The sequence below is a fragment of the uncultured Lacinutrix sp. genome (assembly GCF_947500605.1).
In the GTDB taxonomy this organism is placed as follows: domain Bacteria; phylum Bacteroidota; class Bacteroidia; order Flavobacteriales; family Flavobacteriaceae; genus Lacinutrix.
In genome coordinates this window covers 129,399-147,443 of record NZ_CANMSJ010000002.1, presented here as the reverse complement: position 1 = coordinate 147,443, position 18,045 = coordinate 129,399, and the positions used below count along the sequence as shown (strand labels likewise).

The 18,045-nt window shown below is 32.4% G+C and carries 10 protein-coding genes; 5 read left to right on the top strand and 5 right to left on the bottom strand.

All coding sequences use genetic code 11. From position 1 onward, the window contains the following. The first annotated feature begins 149 nt into the window (after window positions 1-149). On the top strand, window positions 150-1,274 hold the full coding sequence (chrA, locus tag Q0935_RS03835; protein ID WP_299382538.1) for a chromate efflux transporter: 1,125 nt from the start codon (window positions 150-152) through the stop codon (window positions 1,272-1,274). A gap of 64 nt (window positions 1,275-1,338) precedes the next feature. On the opposite strand, the gene Q0935_RS03830 is transcribed toward chrA, so the two are convergent. Further along, window positions 1,339-3,615 carry an inorganic phosphate transporter gene (locus tag Q0935_RS03830; protein WP_299249420.1) on the bottom strand — a complete coding sequence of 759 codons (2,277 nt, stop codon included), beginning with the start codon at window positions 3,613-3,615 and terminating at the stop codon, window positions 1,339-1,341. Between the two features lie 78 nt (window positions 3,616-3,693). After that, window positions 3,694-4,896, bottom strand: coding sequence for a porin (locus tag Q0935_RS03825; protein ID WP_299382535.1), 1,203 nt, complete (start codon window positions 4,894-4,896; stop codon window positions 3,694-3,696). A gap of 397 nt (window positions 4,897-5,293) precedes the next feature. On the opposite strand from Q0935_RS03825, the gene Q0935_RS03820 reads away from it, so the two are divergent. Continuing rightward, entirely contained in the window at window positions 5,294-5,653 is a 360-nt protein-coding gene (locus Q0935_RS03820; RefSeq protein WP_299249426.1) for a nicotinic acid mononucleotide adenyltransferase, read from the top strand. A gap of 76 nt (window positions 5,654-5,729) precedes the next feature. On the opposite strand, the gene Q0935_RS03815 is transcribed toward Q0935_RS03820, so the two are convergent. Together Q0935_RS03815 and Q0935_RS03810 are read right to left on the bottom strand one after the other, a co-directional pair. Continuing rightward, window positions 5,730-6,896: a multidrug transporter gene (locus Q0935_RS03815; RefSeq protein WP_299249429.1), complete on the bottom strand. Its 1,167-nt coding sequence runs from the start codon at window positions 6,894-6,896 to the stop codon at window positions 5,730-5,732. 38 nt (window positions 6,897-6,934) lie between these two features. Next, window positions 6,935-9,760 carry a TonB-dependent receptor gene (locus Q0935_RS03810; RefSeq protein WP_299382532.1) on the bottom strand — a complete coding sequence of 942 codons (2,826 nt, stop codon included), beginning with the start codon at window positions 9,758-9,760 and terminating at the stop codon, window positions 6,935-6,937. Window positions 9,761-9,939: 179 nt separating this feature from the next. On the opposite strand from Q0935_RS03810, the gene Q0935_RS03805 reads away from it, so the two are divergent. From Q0935_RS03805 to Q0935_RS03795, 3 genes are all read left to right on the top strand, one after another. Further along, window positions 9,940-11,280 (top strand): deoxyguanosinetriphosphate triphosphohydrolase, encoded by a 1,341-nt coding sequence (locus Q0935_RS03805; protein ID WP_299382530.1) that lies wholly within the window; start codon window positions 9,940-9,942, stop codon window positions 11,278-11,280. 82 nt (window positions 11,281-11,362) lie between these two features. Continuing rightward, complete coding sequence (locus tag Q0935_RS03800) at window positions 11,363-15,364, top strand: thrombospondin type 3 repeat-containing protein (RefSeq protein ID WP_299382528.1); 4,002 nt, start codon at window positions 11,363-11,365, stop codon at window positions 15,362-15,364. A gap of 5 nt (window positions 15,365-15,369) precedes the next feature. Further along, on the top strand, window positions 15,370-16,083 hold the full coding sequence (locus Q0935_RS03795) for a hypothetical protein (protein ID WP_299382525.1): 714 nt from the start codon (window positions 15,370-15,372) through the stop codon (window positions 16,081-16,083). A 43-nt stretch (window positions 16,084-16,126) separates the two neighbouring features. On the opposite strand, the gene dxs is transcribed toward Q0935_RS03795, so the two are convergent. Continuing rightward, a complete protein-coding gene (dxs, locus tag Q0935_RS03790) occupies window positions 16,127-17,899 on the bottom strand; it encodes a 1-deoxy-D-xylulose-5-phosphate synthase (protein WP_299382523.1) in 1,773 nt (590 codons plus the stop codon). Window positions 17,900-18,045: the final 146 nt, after the last annotated feature.

The following is an 18,045-nucleotide window of genomic DNA, read 5'->3' as shown; positions in this document are numbered from 1 at the left end:
AATTAAGTTTTAGAATTTAGTATAGTTACGTGGAATTTGTAATTGTAGACTTCCTTAAAACTAATTTTAAAAAAACTTTAACAAATAGGAACCTGTTTAGTTTAGTGTTAAATTAATTTATTCCTATTTTTAAAGTTATAAAATAAACGATGAATAATAGACTTAAAGAGGTTGCTTTAGTATTTTTTAAATTAGGTTGTTTTGCATTTGGTGGACCAGCAGCACATATTGCAATGATGGAAGATGAGGTTGTAGAAAAACGAAAATGGCTAACGCGTGACTCTTTTTTAGATCTTATTGGAACTACTAATTTAATTCCAGGACCAAACTCTACCGAAATGACTATGCATTGTGGTTACGAACGTGCTGGCAAGAAAGGACTTTTTGTAGCCGGTATATCTTTTATTTTTCCAGCAATAGTTATAACAGCTTTATTGGCTTACTTATATGTTAAGTATGGTGAATTACCTGAAGTAGCACCATTTATATTTGGTATTAAGCCTGCTGTATTGGCAATTATAGCTTCTGCTGTATTAAAGCTAGGTAAGAAAGCTGTTAAAACAACAGAGTTAACTGTTTTAGGCGTATTAGTATTAATTGTTACACTATTAGGTGTAAATGAAATTGTAGCGCTTTTAAGCGCAGGAATTTTAGGTATGTTATATTTTTATATTAAAGAGAAAAAGATATCGAGTTTAAACAGTTTTTCGCCAATGCTCTTTTCTTCTAGTCTAGGTTTAGCATTAACAAAACTATCTACATTAAAAGTGTTTTTAGTTTTTTTAAAAGTAGGAGCAATTTTATATGGAAGTGGTTATGTTCTTTTTGCTTACTTAGATGCTGAGTTGGTTACAAGAGGCTGGTTAACTAGAGCAGAGTTAATAGACGCTATTGCTGTAGGGCAATTTACACCCGGACCGGTGTTATCTACATCTACTTTTATTGGTTACCAACTTTCCGGATTTACAGGTGCTTTAGTGGCAACAGCAGGAATGTTTTTGCCTTCTTTTTTGTTTGTTTTAATTCTCAATCCGTTTATTCCGAAAATGAGAAACTCTAAAATGCTACGCTATTTTTTAGATGCAGTAAATGTTGCAGCAGTAGCTGTTATGTTATCTGTGCTAATTGTAATGACTAAAGAAACATTACTAGATTGGAGGGGAGTAGTAATTGCTTTAATTGCTACAGTTTTGGTTTTTAAAACGAAAGTAAGTCCTATCTGGATTATTATAATGGGATCTTTACTTGGTTACGTTTTAATTAAATTCATATAAATTTTTAAAAACAAAAAGCCATCATTATATAATGATGGCTTTCTTAATATTTAGAACGTTTATTCTATTCTTCAGTATCTGGAATAGTTGCTATTTCTACAGAACTATCATGAGAGCCATAATACTCTTCTAATAGGTTCATTGTTGCAGATAATAAATCTTTAGTTTCTAATAATAAACTAAAGTATAACGTTGTGTTTTTTGGGCTAGACTCTTCAGTTCTTGTACGAGCAACTTGCTTTACAATTTTTGAAGTTACTAAATCGAATAAGTCTTTTTTACGTCCAATAATATCTCCAATTTGTTCAAAAGATCTAGAGTCGAAAGCGTTTTTAGTATCATTAAATAAAATTTCTAATGCATCATTAACTTCTTTTAATTCTTTAATTTGACTAAATTTAAGATTTTTGTGATTGTTATTAATATGTTTATGACTTGCTTTAGAAATGTATTCTAAAGACTGTGTCATATCTTGTAAGTAACCTAAAATATTAATATAAAAACTACTAGCTCTTAAACTTGTTTCGTCTAAATTTTTAATAAAGTAGAAGATATTATCTCTTAAACTATCAACCTCATCTGATAATTTAGTCACTTGTTTTTTATTCTTTTTAAGTAATGAAGTATCCTGCTTTGCAAGACCTCTAATCGCATTACTATAAATAGTGTTTCCACGCTTTACAACACTAGCAATATTACTAGCACTTTCATGTATTACACCTTGTACAGAACTACTTCCTGTTTCCTTTAAGCTATCTTCATCAATTGTTTTGTTTGAAGATTTTTTGTGTGCTAAGTAATTTCTAACTAATAAGAATCCAGTTATTAATAATAATATAGGAGTCATTACTTGTGGATTCCAGTTTATTAAAAACACTACAATACCAGCAGCTACAAAAGCACCAAAAGCAGTACCAAACCAACCACCAATAACATTTAATACACCGGCAACTCTATAAACAGCGCTTTCTCTTCCCCAAGCACGATCTGCAAACGAGGTTCCCATTGCAACCATAAATGTTACATATGTTGTAGATAAAGGTAATTTCATTGAAGTTGCTATAGCAATTAATACACCGGCAACCATTAGGTTTACCGAAGCTCTAATCATATCGAAAGCAGGAGCGTCTATACTTTGATCTTTAGTTAAAGCTGCATCAGGCTTTTGAAAACTTTTATCCATACTCTCTTGAAGAGATTTTGGTATAATAGCGCTTATAGCATTAGATAAATAAGTTGTTCCTTTTACAACACCTCTAGATAACATGTTTGGTTCAAATTTTTCGTGTGTATCACCTTGACGCGATAAACTTAATTCTGTTTCAGCAACAGTTTTTGCTTTTTTAGAAAACCATAATGTTAATACCATTATTGCACCAGCAATAAATAGTAGAAAAGGCTCTGCAGGCATTTTTTTGCTTAATATAGACATAGACATTGTGCTATCCATACCTCCAGCAATCCATGCTTCGTAAGAGTGGTAAGCTGCCATTGGTACACCAATAAAATTTACTAAATCGTTACCAGAGAATGCTAATGCTAAACCAAAAGTACCTACTGCAATTACTACTAATAAGATTGATTTTTTTGTTGCAGCTTGAAATGCAAACGAAACACCTGTCCATAGTAAAAAACTACCAAGGATTATTATTATTTCTTTACCTTCAATAAAACCTTTTAATTCATTATAATATGGAGATCCTTTTAATCCTTTTAAAAAGATAAAGTAAGTAATGGCTGTTAAACAGAAAGCACCAAAAAAGGCTCCAAAGTTTTTTATTTTTTTCTCATATTGAAAAGTAAATACCAATCGAGAGACCCACTGTACTAATGCACCAACAGTAAATGCTATAAAAACAGACATTACAATACCTCGAATAATTTCGACGGCTTTTTTTGTATTAATATAACTGCCAATATCTGCTAAAGTCTGTGTGCTATCTGGAGCATTAATTTTTATTAGAGACATTACTACTGCAGCTCCTAATAAGTTAAATACAATAGATACTGTTGTAGAGGTTGGTAAACCTAAGGTGTTAAAGAAATCTAGTAATAAAATGTCTGTAATCATTACAGCCATAAAAATGTACATAATCTCTTCGAAACTAAACATACTAGGTACAAAAATACCTTTTCGAGCTACTTCCATCATTCCGCTAGAAAATACAGCTCCAATAAAAATACCTAAACTTGCAACTATCATGATAGTTCGCATAGAAATGGCTTTAGAACCAATCGCAGAGTTTAAGAAATTAATCGCGTCATTACTAACTCCAACTACAATATCAGCTACAGCTAAAACCGTAATGGCAATCAACATAAATAAATAAATATTATCCATAATTTTTAATTAAAATAAGTTTGCAAATATCTTTAGTGTTATCGAGTACAATGTTACCTCAATGTTATTAATTCGTGGTTAAAAGTGAATATCGAATCCAATTCTAAAAGTGATGTTGTCTTCGGTTCCATTTAAAGTTGTATAGCTTAAATCACTTTGGACCTTCAATTTGTGACCTACAATGTATCTTGATGCACCTAATGTGTATTGTTCTTGAGGATCGGTTCCTGTTTCAGGATCAAAATCTAAAGTAGTAAAACGCGCAGCAATTTCATAATTACTTTTAAACATATATCCAGCTTGTAAATTTACTGCATTCCCTGTTAAAACAATATCTCCAGTTGGTGTACCATCTAAGTCTATAGCAATAGCATTTTCTGCACTTCGTGAAGCATATTCTCCCATAAAGGAGAAGCCTTGGTATTTAAACATGGCGTCTACAAATACTGTAGTAATATCTGTTTCGTATAAAGAATCATCGCTTCTAAACATATAATCACCTAATCCGCTACGTTCTCTAACCGCATCTTGGTTATAGTTATATGTTGCTCCTACCATTAATTTAGGTGTTTCTTCTCTTTTTATTGCGGCCTGAATATAATCTCCTTTAGATTGAAATTCGCCAAAAGGTAATAACTCTAAACGACCAGTGTACTGTAAACCGCCAATATTACCTTCGCTAACATTACGTCCTTCTCCTTGAGAAATAGCAATTTTTTCACGCATTAAAAAATGACCTCCTAAGTTTGATTTATGACGTAATTGAACGCCTACATCACGATCAAGATTAAAACGACTGTTTAATAAAGAACGATCTGTTAATTGTAGGTTTGCTGAAGAAACAACACGATCTATATTGCCAGGTAATTTTGTTTGACCTGCCCAAAGCTCAAAGTTTTTGGCAAAGTTCCACATAACGACGGCATCAAGAATAATTCGTGGTGTATTTCTGTTAAAATCATTTGCTCCAGAAATATCTCTGTTAGATAGCCCTAGTTCTATTTTGTATTTTAATTTAGGAGAATATGCAAAACCATTAAATTTTAAACGTGCACGACGTATAATAAAATTATGGTCTGGGCTTTCGTATTGATTTCCGTCATAGTCCCAAGAAGATGTTGATCGAAACTGAAAGCGTGGTGCAAACTTTATACTAAAAGAACTGTCTTTAGCTGTAAAATTTATTAGGCCTTTACCAAATTTAGTGTCGCTTATTTCTTGTGCATTCAATGAGAATAACGCGCACACCAATAGTGCCGTAAGGATAAATTTAATTTTCATTATTAATCTTTTAGTTTTTTGTCGATGCAAATAACCGATTCTAATGTTAACTAAATGTTTCTAAATGATTAACTTTTAATATAAATATAAGCAAAAAAGAGGCTGCCTTGGCCAAGACAGCCTCATTAGAAATCATAATAATGTAGTCGACAAAAACTAAATAGATTATATGAAAAACTAATTGATTTGTCTTAAGACTTAGCAAAGATGCTAACCTTAGTTAAAGTTAGTGTAAAGCTAATATTAAGTAATTATTAAGCTTTTTAATGTTAAATTTAATTTTTAAAACGATGAAAATCAGTGTCTTAAATATTCAATGTTAATTTAATGTTACGTAATTGTTGTTTTAATGTTATGTATTGCTTATCTTTGGAATATAATATTAAAACCCATAATTATGAAGAAATCAATTTTATTTTCAATTGCCTTTTTAATTGCTGCGGTAAGTTTCGCTCAAGATAAGCGAGATTTAAAACTTAATAAAGACACTAATTTAATTGAAGTTGTTTATTATCATGACAATGGAGTTGTAAGCCAAACAGGTGCTTATACTGCAGATGGTAAATTACAAGGAGAGTGGCTTAGTTATGACGCACAAGGCAAGAAACAAGTTTCTGCAAATTATGATAATGGTAAAAAAGTCGGCAAGTGGTTAATCTGGAAAGATGCTACTTTAAAAGAAGTAGATTATAGCAATAATGCTATTGCAAGTGTTAGCGAATGGAAAGTAAAAGCTTCTGTTGCTGATAGCAATTAAATTATTGAAATTAAAAAAATAAAAAAAGCATCTTCAATTTGAAGATGCTTTTTTTATTTTGTAAAATTATTGTCTATTATTGAACAGTCCAGTTTGCTCCCCAAGTAGCATAATCTGTTCCAGTTGCAGTACCTTCATTTGTGTAAAAATCTGCAATTGTAAAAGTAACAGTTGTATCGTTTTTCATGTTTAATGTAACATCAACAAAAGTAACTCCAGTAACTTGTAAATCGTCGCTTACTACACCATTTCCTGTATCTAAATCATCTAAATCAAAACCTTCAGCGTAACCAGTAATATGAATGTTAGAAAAGATACCTTGAGTACCTGCTCTTAATCTTACCGCTTCCGAAGAATTTGCAGAACCTTCACCAACAATAGTTACATTGTTTAATGTTGGCTTAGAGAAAATACCGGTAGCATTACTAAAGTCTGTATTGTAACCATCTGCTTCAATTGCTTTATCGTCTGTAGCTCTATTAGAAATGTAAACATCTGTTAATGTTCCAGAAAAACCTTCTGTCCAATCTACCGAGTCATCTTCAGCATTTACAACAGAGATATAACTAGCATTTACTGTACCTCCAAAAAACTCAATACCATCATCTTTTCCTTCGATAGCTTGAATGTGGTTTACAGTTGTACCATTTCCTACACCGTAGAATGAAAATCCGTTGTTTTCAGATTGTCCATCTGCTGCACCACCAGAATATTCAACTCTTACATAGCTTAAAGAACCAGAATTATCATTTGCAGTATTTCCACCGTAAGGTAAACTAGCAATTTCTGAAGTTGCAGTAGCTGTTCCTGTTACAGAGTTTATTGGCGCTTTTCCTAATAAAATTAATCCTCCCCAATCTCCAGCTAATGGATTAGATGAATCTGAAGTAAATACAATTGGACAACTTGCTGTGCCGTTTGCTATAATTTTAGCACCTTGAGAAATGGCAACATAAACATCTGCACCAGAAGATAAAGCTTCAATAGTCATACAAGGAGGAATAGTTAATGTTGTTCCGCTTGCCATAATTAAAGAACCATTGATTTTGTATGTGTTGTTAGCGTCAAGTGTTAAATCTTCAGTATAAGTACCAGATAAGAAAATTGTTGATGGATCAGTTTCAGTTCCACCACCAGTAGTGTTATTTGTTGTAGAGTTTATTACAATGTCAGAAGTATCATCAGTTGTGCAAGAAAATACCGAAGCTAATATTGCTAAGCCTAAAATTAGTTGTTTTTTCATCGTGTTTTTTTTAATTTGTTTTTAATTAAGAGTTGTAGTTAAAATTTATATTTAAGTTGAAGGTTTATGTTTAATCCACGTTTGTAATCTGTAATACCTTTTCCGTTTGCCGAAGTCACAAATATGTCACCAGCTCTGGCATCTTCTCTTACATATTGTATAGAAGGATCTAATATGTTTTTAGCACTAAAGTTGATTTCAAAATCTTTGTTTATGGTGTTTTTCCAAATAAAATCTAAAGTAGGAACACCTTTTTCTACAATGTTTCCTAAATCTCCAGATCCTAAAGCATCAATTCTGTCAGAGAAATAAGAGAATACTAGGTTAGCTATTGGTTTGTAGTTTTTAAAAGTTGGCGAGTAGCTTATGTCTGCATTTAATATTAATGGAGAAGCACCTTGTAATTCGTCTTCAGTTTTATTGAAAGCTAAATCGAAAGTTTCATCTATTGTTGGATATAAATCTTGCTTAGTTTTCATGTAAGTAGCATTAATACCAAAAGATAAGCTTGTGTTGTCTTCGTTATCTACTAAAATGTTTTTTCTTAATTCTACTTCAACACCATATACGTTAGCTTTTTCTCCAGTTCTAACATAACGTTGTGTTCCAGTGGCATCACCAACTACAACTAAGTTAATTGGATCGTTAATTTGTTTCGTAAAAGCACCTACAGAGAAGATTTCACTTCTGCTAAAGAACCATTCGTATTTTAAATCGACATTTAAAATTTTAGAATACCCTAAAACATCTGGGTTACCACCAATTCTTGTAGATACATCTTCGTATACAAAAGGAGCAACTTCTTTAAATTCTGGAACAGAAACTGTTTGACTTGCAGAGAAACGTAGGTTTTGATCTTCGTTTAAAGCATATTTTACATTTAAAGTAGGAAGAATAAAAGTCTCTTTAAACGAGCGCTCGCTGTTTCCTTGATTACCTAAATTAATAACATCGTATTTAATAGACTGGTCGAAAGACTCTAATCTAACACCAGGAACAAATAGCCATTTTTCGCCAGCTTTAATTTCAGCATCTGCATAACCAGCAGCAATACTTAATTTACCAGAGTAAGTGTTTTCTGGTAAACCAGGTAAGTTAGTGTTTCCTAAAGTTTGGTTTGGATCTGTTGTACTTACAGGAATTCCGTTTATTACTGAAGTATCGTATCCTGTTGTGTTGCTATCAAAACTAATGTTTGATAAGGTAAAGAAGCTATCAAAATTATTTACATCTGTTACTGCATAGCCATTATCTTGGATGTCGTAACCATAACGGATGTTATCAAATTGTCTTGTTTTGTATCTTCCGTTGTAACCAAAATTTAATTTCAGGTTCTCATTAGCTTCGTAGGCTAAGTTAAGTTTGCTATTGTACTCATCGTCTTCAATGTTTTGAAAATAACGTTGATTATCGAAATCTACATTGCTATAAAAACTTGGGTTTGTAGTAGGATCATTATCAAAAGCAAGGTGATAGTTTTCTAAACTTATACGTTTTCTATCTGGTTGGTTTGCGTATACCTTATTGTATCCGAATCCCCAATCTAATTCGTATTTTCCAGATTTATGATTTCCTAATAATTGGTTTACAAACATTCTAGTTTGATCGAATTGTACATTCATTTGGTAAAAACCTTCGTCTGTGTTAAGAATTGCATCTCTGTTTTTTCCTTTACCATCAATACCGTAATAACCAACTTCGTCTGAAGAGCTATTAATAAAAACAGAGTTGAATTTTAAACTATTATCACTATTTATTCTATAGTTTAAATTTGCCATAGCCGTTGTCGTTGTGCTATATTCGTATTCTTCGGCTGCATCAAAACGCTTTTTTTCTACAGTCGAAAAATCTACAGCTTTACCAAATCTGTACTCGTAATTGTTTTCGAAAGAAGCAGTAGCAAAAACACTTAAACGAGACTCTTCATTAAACTCAAACGTGTTGCCTATAGATGCTCCGTAGTTAATGTTTATAGGTGAGCTTACATTTTCTGGATCGATACCATGAGATAAAATAATAGCAAAAGGATTATGCTCGTATCTACCATAGTAACCAAAATATCCAGTGCCTTCGCTTCTTACAAAGTTTTTATCTATTGCGTTTGTGTTAAAGCCAGAGCCAGTCGATACATTAAAAGATAAATTACCTTTATGTTCTTTTGAAGTTATATCTATGTTTCCCGCAGAAAAATCGCCATAGAATCTAGAAGAGTATGCTTTGCTTATAGATACGTTTTGTATAACGTCTGAAGAAAATAAATTTAAGTCGATGTTCTTTTTATTAACATCGTTAGATGGCAATGATAGGCCATTCATAGTAGTGTTTAAGTATCTGTCACCAAGGCCACGTACATAAACATTACTTGATCCTTCTTGTTTAGATACACCAGAGATTTTAGCAACTGCACCAGCAGCATCGCTAACACCTTTTCTAGATAATTCGTCTGCTCCAATACTTTGTTTAATGTCTACTGCTTTCTTTTGGTCTAAAAGTAAAGCGGTTTCACTTTCACGTTTTGTAGTGGTTTGTAATACAACCTCGTCTAGAGCAGCAGCACTTGCTTTTAAAGTAATGTCTAAAACTTTACTTTCGTTAGTTTTTACTTGAAAAGGGATGTTTTGTGTTTCGTAACCAATAAAACTAAATTCAATAATATAAGAACCTGCGTCTAAATTTTCAATTTTATAAAGTCCATCAAAATCTGAAGACGTTCCTTTATCAGTTCCTTTAATTAAAACGTTTGCAAAAGGTAGCGGTTCGTTGTTAAACTCTTGGTCTAATACTTTTCCTGAAATTGAAGCACTGTTCTGGGAAAAAGTAAGTAATGATGTTAGTAAGGTGATGGTAAGTAAAAATTGTTTCATTTTATAGTTTAATTTCTGCTGCAAAGAAACCATCAACATGTAAAGTCAAGGTTAACTACAGGTTAAACCTTTTTCATCAAAACGTTAGTTTAATGTTATCAAAGAAGTTGTCTTTTTGTAATTAGGAAACCTTAATTTAACATTGAAATTTATATCTTGCATCCACTTAATATCTTAATATGAACTGGGAGCAACTACTATCGTTAAAACGTTTTGGCGACACAAACAAAAGATTACGTAAAGAACAAGATGAAACACGTTTAGGTTTTGAGGTCGATTACGATCGTATTATTTTTTCTTCAGAATTTAGAAGTCTTCAGGATAAAACTCAGGTTATTCCATTATCGAAAACCGATTTTGTGCACACGCGTTTAACGCATAGTTTGGAGGTTAGTGTTGTTGGTCGTTCTTTGGGAAGACGTGTTGGACAGAAGATATTAGAAAAGCATCCACATTTACAAAGTACTCATGGATACCAAGCGCATGATTTTGGAGCTATTGTAGCAGCAGCAGCTCTAGCACATGATATTGGTAATCCTCCTTTTGGTCATTCTGGAGAAAAAGCGATTGGTGAATTCTTTAAGTCTGGAAAAGGAAAAGAGCATAAGGATAAGTTAAGTGAAAAAGAATACCAAGACTTATGTGATTTTGAAGGTAATGCTAACGGGTTTAAAATTGTTACTCAAAGTCGAGTAGGTAGAGAAGGAGGTTTAAGATTAAGTTATGCAACATTAGGTGCTTTTACAAAATATCCAAAAGAGTCGTTACCTAAAAAACCAACCAAGCATATTGCAGATAAGAAGTATGGATTTTTTCAGAATGAAAAAGAAGCATTTATAGATGTTGCAGAAGAATTAGGATTAGAAAAGAGAAGTGAAAAAGATATTAGTTACGCTAGGCATCCTTTAGCTTTTTTAGTAGAGGCAGCAGACGATATTTGTTACACGATTATAGATTTTGAAGATGGTATTAATTTAGGATTAATACCAGAAGCTTTTGCTTTAGAGTATCTAATAAACTTGGTTAGAGATAAAATTAAAACAGAAAAATATCACACGCTTTCTAATACCGAAGACCGTATTAGCTATTTAAGAGCTTTAGCAATTGGAGCATTAATTGAAGAAGCTATTGATATGTTTATGAAAAATGAAGAAGCCATTTTAGCAGGAACGTTTAGTGATGGGTTATTAGATAAAAGCAAATACGAAGCTCAAATTAATGACATCATTAAGTTAAGTGTTGAGAGAATATACCAATCTACAGAGGTTGTAGATAAGGAAATTGCTGGTTATGGAGTGTTAAGTACTTTGCTTGAAACATACACAAGTGCGGTAAATAATTGTTTTGATAATACAGCGTCTAATTACGATAAGTTAATTCTTAAAGGTTTACCTAAAACGATAAATACAGATCAAGAAAGTTTATATGAAAGACTTTTAAGTGTTTGTCATTATATATCATTGTTAAGCGATAGCCAAGCAATTATTCAATACAGAAAAATAAAGGGATTTAGTATTTAACGGGATAATCAATAAAAATTTAACAATAATACTATTATAAAAATAATAAAATCAAGTACTTTTAAAAACTTAAAAAAATAACATGAAAAAGAAAATTATTATTCTAACATCTTGTATTCTAGTTTTTGCTGCGCTTTTTACGTTTTCTAATAAAGAGGAAAGGCAATTAACACACCAGGATACAATTAAAAAACTTCATAAAGAAAACTTAGAAAAAAGTCCTTTTACAAAAACGCTTAAGTTAACTAAACCAGAAAGAAAAGCGTCTGGATTAACACCTAATAAGTATTTTGAGCAAGAATGGGAGCTGACAATGAATCCTTTATTGGGCAGGCCAACTTCTGAAAATCTAAAACAAATAAAAGCAGATCAAATAGCAAAAAGAGATGCTTTTTTAGCTTCTTCAAGAGTGCCTGGAGATGCTATAGATAATAGTTGGATAGAAAGAGGTCCAAATAATGTTGGAGGTAGAACAAGAGCAATCATGTTTGATCCTAACGATAGTACTAATGAGACTCTTTTTGCCGGAGGAGTTAGTGGTGGTTTATGGAAAAACACTAAGATTTCTGATGCAAATACAACATGGACAAGAGTTGATATTCCAGAAAATTTAGCTGTAAGTTGTATTACTTATGACCCTAATAATACAAATATTTTTTATTTAGGAACAGGAGAGTCTTATGTAGGTGGAGATGTTAATGGAGATGGTGTTTGGAAATCTGTAGATGGAGGAGTTACATGGGCAAAAGTTTTTGGTGGCATTACTGGACCAACTACTTTTGAATCAGCTTCAAATATTACAATAAACGCACCTGCTACTATTGCAGGAGATTATTCGTCTTATCCAACTACAGCTTTTGGAACAGAAACTAGTACGGTGTTAAGTGCCGAAATCGTATTAATAGAATCAGAAAGTGTAACAATTGCAGGAAACACATCTACTTCTCCGCAAGGATGTGGCACAGTAACAAATCCAACTGCTCTTAGTGGAAAAATAGTTTTAATTAGAAGAGGTGTATGTAATTTTACAGTAAAAGTGAAAAGTGCTGAAGATGCTGGAGCAATTGGGGTTATAATGATGAATAATAACGATGGAGAACCTATTCCAATGGGAGGTTCTGATCCAACAATTACTATACCATCTGTTATGTTATCTAAGGCAGATGGTGATCTTATTGAGGCTGCTGTATTAGCAGGAACTGTTACAGGGTCAATAAACCCTTCTACGGATACGTTTACAGGTAATTTGGTGCCTGGAATACAATTTGTAAATGATATAAAAGTTAGGGATAATGCAGGTGTTTCTGAGGTGTATGTAGCAGCAGGTGATAGTTTTTATGGTGGTTCATCGGGATCATCAACAACTTTTTTAACAGGTCCAGAATATGGGTTATATAAATCAATAGATAATGGAGCTAATTGGAATGAAATAGCAATGCCACTAACAGATAATTCTAGAAAGCATTGTCCTAATGATATTGAAATAGGAGCAGATAATAATGTTTGGGTATCGACTATTAATAGTAGGGTTTTTGGAGATGGAGGAGGAAAAATATTTCGCTCTACCGATGGAACAAACTTTACTTTAGCAAGAACAGTTCCAAATGGTAATAGAACTCAAATTGCTGTGTCATCTTCTAACCCAGAAAAAATCTTTGTTTTAGCTCAAGGTGATGCTACTAACCCAGTGCTTATGGAAAGAACGGAAGATGGTTTTTCTACAATTTTGTCGGTAAATTTACCTAATGATGCGGATACAGGAATTGATGCAAATGACTTTACCAGAGGTCAAGCATTTTACGATTTAATGTTAGAAGTAGATCCAAATGATGATCAAGTTGTTTATGCAGGAGGTATTGATTTATTTAGATCTACAAGTGCTGGTAGTTCTTGGGCTCAATTTAGTCATTGGTATGGAGGTTTTGGATCTCAAGAAGTACATGCTGATCAACATGCAATGACATTTGCAAATGGATCTTCTAGTGTAGTTGCATTTGGTAACGATGGAGGTGTTTATTATTCTGGAAATTCTGGAACTACAACAAGTTCTAGAAACAAAGATTTTAATACATCTCAATTTTATACTGTCGCGGTAGGTCCTACAACAGCTTTTACAGGAGATTACTTTGCAGGAGGTTTACAAGATAATGGAACGCAATTATTTCAAGATGCTAACCCAAATGCACCAGACTCTTCTACAGAACCTTATGGAGGAGATGGAGCATATACCTTCTTTGATCAAGATGGTACAGATAGATATATGATAAGAAATTATGTGTATAACTCAGGTGTTAATCTTTTAAATTTAAATAATAATACGAATGTTACTATTAATGATGAAGGAAGTTCTAATGGAGATTTTATTAACCCACAAGCATTAGATTCAAACTTAGACATCTTATATTCAAATTATTCTTCAGGAGGGAATAGTATAATTAGACGTTATTCTGGAATAAAATCTCAAAATACAGTAGAAGGTACAAATTTAACATTTGTAGATATGGATACCTCTCCTAGCGCTTTCGAAGTCTCTCCTTATACTACAAGTTCTTCTACATTATTGGTAGGTACGGTTCTTGGTGATGTGTTTAAAGTTGAAAATGCAGATGCTGCATCTCAAACTTGGACAGAATTAGATTTAACAAATGTAATAGTAGGAAGTATTTCAGATATTGAATTTGGACAATCTGAAAATGAGATTTTTATTACTATGCATAATTATGGTGTACAAAGTATTTGGTACACTAATAATGGTGGTGCTACATGGCAGGCCAAAGAAGGAGACTTGCCAGATATGCCTGTTAAAGCGATTCTTCAAAATCCACTAAGCTTAAATGAAGTAATTATTGGGACAGAATTAGGTGTTTGGTTTACAAATAATTTTTCTGATGTTAATCCCATTTGGAATCAAGCTTTTAATGGAATGTCTAATGTAAAAGTTACAGATTTAGACTTAAGAGATGATAATATGGTCTTTGCGGCAACCTATGGGAGAGGTGTTTTTTCTGGAGAATTTAAATTAGATGCAAATGGTGATGAAGATGGAGATGGTGTAAATAATGGTGTAGATAACTGTTTAAATACTCCTAATGCAGATCAGGCAGATATAGATGGAAATGGTATAGGTGATGTTTGTCAAGATACCGATAATGATGGTGTTTTAGATGTTATTGATAATTGCCCAACAACAGCAAATCCTGATCAATTAGATACAGATAACGATGGCGTTGGAGATGTTTGTCAAGATACAGATGGTGATGGTGTGTTTGATGATATTGATAATTGTATAAATGTAGCGAATGCAAATCAAAATGATACTAATGGAAACGGAATAGGAGACATTTGTGATACAAGTTATACGAATCCAGATAACATTTCTTTAGAAACTATTTCAGAAACCTGTCTTGGAGAGAACAATGGTAAGATTGTAGTAAATGTTAACGAAACATATGTTACTTATACAGCAACTGTTGTTGGTAACGGATTAAATTTATCAGAACAAGTTACATCAAGTGCGTACACCTTTGAAGATATGGAGGTAGGTTCATACACGGTTTGTGTAATGGTAAATGGAACAGCTTATGAGCAGTGTTTCGAGATAAACATTGAAGCAGCAGATCTTATTGAATTGGAATTTGTAAATAATTATGATGGTTCTAATGTTAGTGATATAGAGGTTAGTAGGGGTACAGCACCGTTTACTGTTTTGTTTAACGATGAAGTTATTAAAATAACAAGCAATCCATCTTTTGAGTTAGAGTTATTAGGTTCTGGAACATTAGAAATTAAAACAGCAAAAGCTTGTGAAGGTACTTTTAAAACAACTATTGATAATACGTTAAATATTATCGCTAGTCCAAATCCAGTTATTGATAATCTTAAAATAACATTGCCAAACTCTATTAAGCAGACAGAGATAAAACTTCAAGTTTTTGACGTAAATGGTAAGTTGGTTATTAATAAAAACTATAGAAATAATAACTCTAATACTTTAGATGTTCCTTTTGCTAATTTAAATTCAGGAGTATATTTTATTAAAATGAATTTAGATACATCAGAAGTTTTAAGAATTGTTAAAAAATAAAAGATATGATTAAGAAAATAAAATTTTTACCAGTATTATTACTATTAGTGTTTGCTGTTTCTTGTAGTAGTAGCGATGATGGAGGCGGTGCTAATGTAGTTTCAACACCAAATACAGCCCCTACAGCTGTTGATATATTAACATACCCTAGTTCAGATTTATTATGTATAGAAAGTGATATTAACTTTCAATGGGCTGCAGCAACGGATATAGATGGAGATGCAATTAGTTATAAGCTTACAATTGCAACAAATAGAAACCATAACCAAGCAAGTATTGTTGAACAAATTACAACTACAGCAACAAACATAACAGTAGCATTAGATAATGGAACTGCTTATTATTGGAATGTTGTAGCTTTTGATAATGAAGATGAAGCAACAGCTTCTGAAACTTATGCTTTTTATACTGAAGGAGAAGGAATATCTAACCATACACCATTTGCAGCTTCTTTAAATGCGCCAGTTTTAGGCGCTTCTATAAGTGCAGGGATAACGACTTTAGATTGGTCAGGTAGTGATGTTGATACAGATGATAGTTTAACTTACGAACTTTATTTTGGTGATACTACAGATCCAGTTTTAACGCAAGCAGATATAGCAGTATCAAATTTTGATGTAACAACTCTTGCTGCAACTACTTATTATTGGAGAGTGGATACTAAGGATGATAATGGAGCTAAAAGTATAGGGCAAGAGTGGTCATTTACTACAAACTAATACGTTTATTTAAATAAATTTATAATGACAGACTAAATAAATATTAGTCTGTCATTTTTTTTAAGAATAAACTTAAGCTTTTTGGGTCAAGATGTAGAGATTGTTGTAATTCTAAAATTGTGCCATGTTCTATAAAAGTATCGGGAATTCCTTTCGTTATTATTTTATTTGTGTAATTGTGTTCTGCAGAAAATTCCGCAATAGCACTGCCAAAACCTCCTTTTATTGAAGAGTCTTCAATTGTTACTATTGTTTCATGGCTTTTAAATATATCATGTAACATTTCAAGATCTAACGGTTTTACAAAACGCATGTCGAAGTGAGAAAATAGAGTAGTATCTTCTATTAACTCTAACGCTTTAGTGATATTTTGAGCTATACTTCCAATAGAAAGAATAGCCGTTTTTGTTCCTTTTTTAAGACAATAACCTTTGCCAATTTTTATTTTAGAAAAAGGTTGTTTCCATTCAATATTAAATCCTCTTCCTCTTGGATACCTTATAGCTATAGGTTGTTTTAAACCTAATTGAGCTGTATACATAATGTTGCGTAATTCTATTTCATTTCTAGGTGCAAAAATAATAAGGTTTGGTATGCAACGTAAATAGGCTATGTCAAAAACTCCATGATGAGTTGCTCCATCTTCACCTACTAAACCGGCACGATCTAAGCAAAAAATAACAGGTAAGCTTTGTATTGCTACATCATGTATGACTTGGTCATAAGCACGTTGTAAAAATGTAGAGTATATATTACAAAATGGTACCATGCCTTGTGTTGCTAGACCTGCAGCAAAAGTCACAGCGTGTTGCTCTGCAATACCCACATCAAATGCACGTTCAGGAATTTTTTCCATCATGTATTTTAATGAGCTCCCTGTTGGCATAGCAGGAGTAATACCTATTATATTTTTATTTTGGTGAGCCAGTTCTACAATAGTATAACCAAAAACATCTTGAAATTTTGGAGGCTGAATAGAGTCTATTTGATTATATAAATCTCCAGTTTTTGGGTCAAATTTGCCAGGAGCATGATAGGTAACTTGATTTTCCTCAGCCTGACGTAACCCTTTACCCTTGGTTGTAATAATATGCAAGAATTTAGGGCCATTTACGTTTTTTAAACGGTTTAATTCTGAAATTAAAAGAGGTAAATTGTGTCCATCAATAGGTCCAGAATAATCGAAATTTAAAGCTTCAAAAATATTATCTTGTTTTTGAGTGCCTTTTTTTACATTGGTAAAGTATTGTTTAAGAGCACCAACACTTGGATCAATGCCAATGGCGTTGTCATTTAAAATAACCAGTAAGTTGCAGTTTGTTACTCCAGCATGGTTTAAGCCTTCAAAAGCCATCCCGCTAGCTATGGATGCATCACCTATTACAGCAATATGCTGTTTTTTTAAATCACCTTTTAATTTAGATGCAACTGCCATTCCTAGAGCTGCAGAAATAGATGTAGAGGAATGTCCAACTCCAAAACTGTCAAAAACACTTTCACTTCGTTTAGGGAAACCACTAATACCATTTTTTTGTCTATTGGTATCGAATAGGTCTTTTCTTCCGGTTAATATTTTGTGACCATAAGCTTGGTGTCCAACATCCCAAATTAGTTCATCTTTTGGAGTGTTAAAAACATAATGAATTGCAATTGTTAGTTCAACTACTCCTAAGCTAGCACCTAAATGTCCAGCCTTTGCAGCAACTGCCTCAATAATAAATGTGCGTAATTCTTTGGTTAAAAGAGAAAGTTCTTCTTGTTTTAGGTTTCGTAATGATTCTAAAGTACCAATAGAATTTAATAGTTTTTTATGCATTATGCGATTAAAGAATTTGTGAAATTATTAAAAACACAGGTTGAGTTTAAAGATATTATCAGTAAATTAAGCTTAATATTGAAATAATTGTAAGTTACTTGCTATATTTGAGACTTGTATATAAGAAATACTATAAAACTATTACA

What these genes read in the sequence shown, in the direction of transcription:
- Q0935_RS03815 (WP_299249429.1), bottom strand. Translation starts at nt 6,896, where the DNA reads ATGAAAAAACAACTAATTTTAGGCTTAGCAATATTAGCTTCGGTATTT.
- Q0935_RS03820 (WP_299249426.1), top strand. Translation starts at nt 5,294, where the DNA reads ATGAAGAAATCAATTTTATTTTCAATTGCCTTTTTAATTGCTGCGGTA.
- Q0935_RS03805 (WP_299382530.1), top strand. Translation starts at nt 9,940, where the DNA reads ATGAACTGGGAGCAACTACTATCGTTAAAACGTTTTGGCGACACAAAC.
- Q0935_RS03825 (WP_299382535.1), bottom strand. Translation starts at nt 4,896, where the DNA reads ATGAAAATTAAATTTATCCTTACGGCACTATTGGTGTGCGCGTTATTC.
- Q0935_RS03810 (WP_299382532.1), bottom strand. Translation starts at nt 9,760, where the DNA reads ATGAAACAATTTTTACTTACCATCACCTTACTAACATCATTACTTACT.
- chrA (WP_299382538.1), top strand. Translation starts at nt 150, where the DNA reads ATGAATAATAGACTTAAAGAGGTTGCTTTAGTATTTTTTAAATTAGGT.
- dxs (WP_299382523.1), bottom strand. Translation starts at nt 17,899, where the DNA reads ATGCATAAAAAACTATTAAATTCTATTGGTACTTTAGAATCATTACGA.
- Q0935_RS03795 (WP_299382525.1), top strand. Translation starts at nt 15,370, where the DNA reads ATGATTAAGAAAATAAAATTTTTACCAGTATTATTACTATTAGTGTTT.
- Q0935_RS03830 (WP_299249420.1), bottom strand. Translation starts at nt 3,615, where the DNA reads ATGGATAATATTTATTTATTTATGTTGATTGCCATTACGGTTTTAGCT.
- Q0935_RS03800 (WP_299382528.1), top strand. Translation starts at nt 11,363, where the DNA reads ATGAAAAAGAAAATTATTATTCTAACATCTTGTATTCTAGTTTTTGCT.